Source organism: Poseidonibacter sp. (genome assembly GCF_041821165.1).
Lineage (GTDB): Bacteria > Campylobacterota > Campylobacteria > Campylobacterales > Arcobacteraceae > Poseidonibacter.
This window is the reverse complement of sequence record NZ_JBGUES010000247.1, coordinates 1-2,628: the sequence shown is the minus strand read 5'-3', so window position 1 is coordinate 2,628 and position 2,628 is coordinate 1. Positions and strand designations below refer to the sequence as shown.

The 2,628-nt window shown below is 26.2% G+C and carries 5 protein-coding genes; 4 read left to right on the top strand and 1 reads right to left on the bottom strand.

The window, feature by feature from the left end:
- A partial coding sequence (locus ACERKK_RS12765) for an RNase H family protein (protein WP_373773459.1) occupies positions 1 to 192 on the top strand: 192 nt, incomplete at its 5' end.
- 28 nt (positions 193 to 220) lie between these two features.
- Here the strand turns inward: ACERKK_RS12765 and ACERKK_RS12760 are convergent.
- Positions 221 to 784: a cytochrome P460 family protein gene (locus ACERKK_RS12760; RefSeq protein ID WP_373773458.1), complete on the bottom strand. Its 564-nt coding sequence runs from the start codon at positions 782 to 784 to the stop codon at positions 221 to 223.
- Positions 785 to 908: 124 nt separating this feature from the next.
- Here ACERKK_RS12760 and ACERKK_RS12755 point away from each other — a divergent pair, with 124 nt between their 5' ends.
- The 3 genes from ACERKK_RS12755 to ACERKK_RS12745 are packed head-to-tail and all read left to right on the top strand — an operon-like array spanning position 909 to position 2,507.
- Complete coding sequence (locus ACERKK_RS12755; RefSeq protein ID WP_373773457.1) at positions 909 to 1,388, top strand: DUF2721 domain-containing protein; 480 nt, start codon at positions 909 to 911, stop codon at positions 1,386 to 1,388.
- Positions 1,389 to 1,427: 39 nt separating this feature from the next.
- Positions 1,428 to 2,102: a class I SAM-dependent methyltransferase gene (locus tag ACERKK_RS12750; protein WP_373773456.1), complete on the top strand. Its 675-nt coding sequence runs from the start codon at positions 1,428 to 1,430 to the stop codon at positions 2,100 to 2,102.
- Positions 2,103 to 2,507, top strand: a complete 405-nt coding sequence (locus tag ACERKK_RS12745; protein WP_373773455.1) for a hypothetical protein — start codon at positions 2,103 to 2,105, stop codon at positions 2,505 to 2,507.
- The last annotated feature ends 121 nt before the right edge of the window (positions 2,508 to 2,628 follow it).

Below are 2,628 nucleotides of genomic sequence, written 5' to 3'. Positions count from 1 at the left end.
AAATCAGCTCATTTACTATATGAAGAGATTAAAAATAAAATTGAAATTAAACATGTAAAAGGTCATGCTGGAATTGAAGGAAATGAGCTTGCGGATAGAATGGCAGTTTATACAATAAAAGCAAAAAATGAAGATTTTCAAACTTACTCTTACAATGAAATAAATGATGTTCTTAATCTTACATCATATTAAAATATACACTTCTACTAAATAATTAATATTATTTAGTAGAAGATTCTTCCAAAGCTTTAACCATAGTAATCTCTGAGTTTGCTGACATATTATGTTCAAATACAAAACTTCCATCTGATGAATTTATATGACATGCTATACATGATGAAACTTTTCCTGCAATTTTTACTTTTTGATCTGTTTCATGTAATGTTCCATCAGCTTTAAATTTTGCCCAGTACCAATTTGCATATTTTGGATTATATCCTTCTTTTTTAATCATTACATCAATTGATTGAAGATACTTAGCTCTATCTTTTCTTACTTTAGACATTCTAATATCATCACCATCATAATTACGTGCAACAATTACCCTATTCCCATCAATTTTACTTTCAAGGACTTCTCTAATTCTATCATGAGATGGTCCTGCTACGTATACAATGGCCTTTGTTGAATTTAATTTTGTGGCTTCAAGTTTTTCCCACAAATATTTTGAGTATTCTACATCTTCTTGTGTTCCAAAGTTTGCTTTAGTATTTTCTTGAGCAAATAATGTAGCAGATGAAATTACAAAAGCTAGCGCTGTTATTTTTAAAATATCAATTTTCATAACCTACTCCTTGTTTCTATTTCTTCTATATAAAGTATATAACTTTATTCTTTAATTATTCTAGTTTTTTACTCTTTTTAGATATTATTCTTTAATTAAATAAACTATTTTTTAGGTAAATAATATGTTAACATCAATAAACGCAAATGAAGTAAATACAGTATCTCATTTAATTCAATTATCAGTTGCTCCCGTATTCCTACTAGCAGCAGTTGCAGGACTACTAAATGTTTTTACAGGAAGACTTGCTCGAATAATAGATAAGGTTGAAAAACTAGATACTCTAATTGATAATAAAAAAACCAATGAAGAGAAAGAAAAATTAAGTGAAAAATCAAAAGAGAGAAGATTGTTTTTAACAAAAAGAATGGAAAATATTAATTATGCAATTTTATTTTGTACTACGACAGGTCTTTTAGTTGCACTTGTTATTGTTACTATGTTTTTATCTTCAATTCTTGAATTTAATGGTTCTATATTTATTGCTATTTTATTTATACTTGCCATGTTATCTTTCATAAGTTCTCTTATTTTATTTTTAAAAGAAATTTTTGTTACAACCTCTTTTATAAATAAAAAGAAGAAAGCAACTTTGCATAAGTAATATACTATAATTACAAAAAATCAAATAGGATAAATCCAAATGAAAGAGTTTAATCCAATAGAATATAAAAAAATGGTTAAATCCTATCAAGAAAATGATGACCCCACTGGTTGGTTTGATAGTATTTATACTGATGCACAAGGTGATTATAAAGCTGTATTCTGGGCTGATTTAGAAGCAAATGAATACTTAATTGATTGGCTAAAAGAGCATCCAAATACTTCTAAAAATAAAAAAGCAATTGTTGTAGGTTGTGGTGTTGGTGATGATGCTCAAGCACTTAGTGAATTTGGATATAAAGTTACTGCTTTTGATATTTCTCCTACTGCAATAAAATTATGCAAAGATAGATATCCTACTACAAAAGTAAATTTTGTAGTTGCTGATTTATTTAATTATCCAAAAGAGTGGTTTGAAAATTTTGATTTAGTATATGAATGTAATACTATTCAAGTTTTGCCAGGAAAATATAGAATTAAAGCAAGAGAAGCAATATCAAGTTTAATTGCAAAAAATGGTCATGTTTTAGTTTCATGTAGAAGTAGAAATAAAGGTGAGCAAGAAGATGATATACCATTGCCTTTAGACAAAGAAGAGATAAATAAATTTGTAGAAGATGATAAATTAATACAAATGAGCTTTTTAGCTTATGATGATAATCAAACACCAAGAGTACCGCATTTTTTTGCAACATATAAAAAAGAAAGAGAATAAATGAATACACAAAACCCAAAATTAGAACGAATCTTTGAAAAACCAATTAAAATATTTGGTAAACAGTTAAAAATAATGAGAGTAATTTTAATATTTATAGCATCAATTTTATATACAGGAATGTTATATGTTGAGATAAATTCAACTATCTCTTTAGTTTTTTCAATGATTTTTACTATTTTTTTAATTATGTCTATAATACTTATGAAAAAAAGAATCTTATATTTAGGAAAATATAATTTAGAATGCTCAGTTGCGGGAGATGTTTATCTTACACAATTACAAGGAATTTGTCCTAAATGTAAAGGATTTTTAAAAATATCTAAAAAAGATGGTGTAAAAATAATCCAATGCCAAACTCAAAATGACCATATATGGAACTTAGAAGAAAAGATTGATTCTTAAGAATCTTGAGATGACTTCAAATCAATCTCTTTTCTTAGTTTTTTCATAAAAATTTCTTCTGGATCACTTTTTATAGTTTTATAATTTTCATCAAGTTCAAGATATAAAGGATGATTACTAA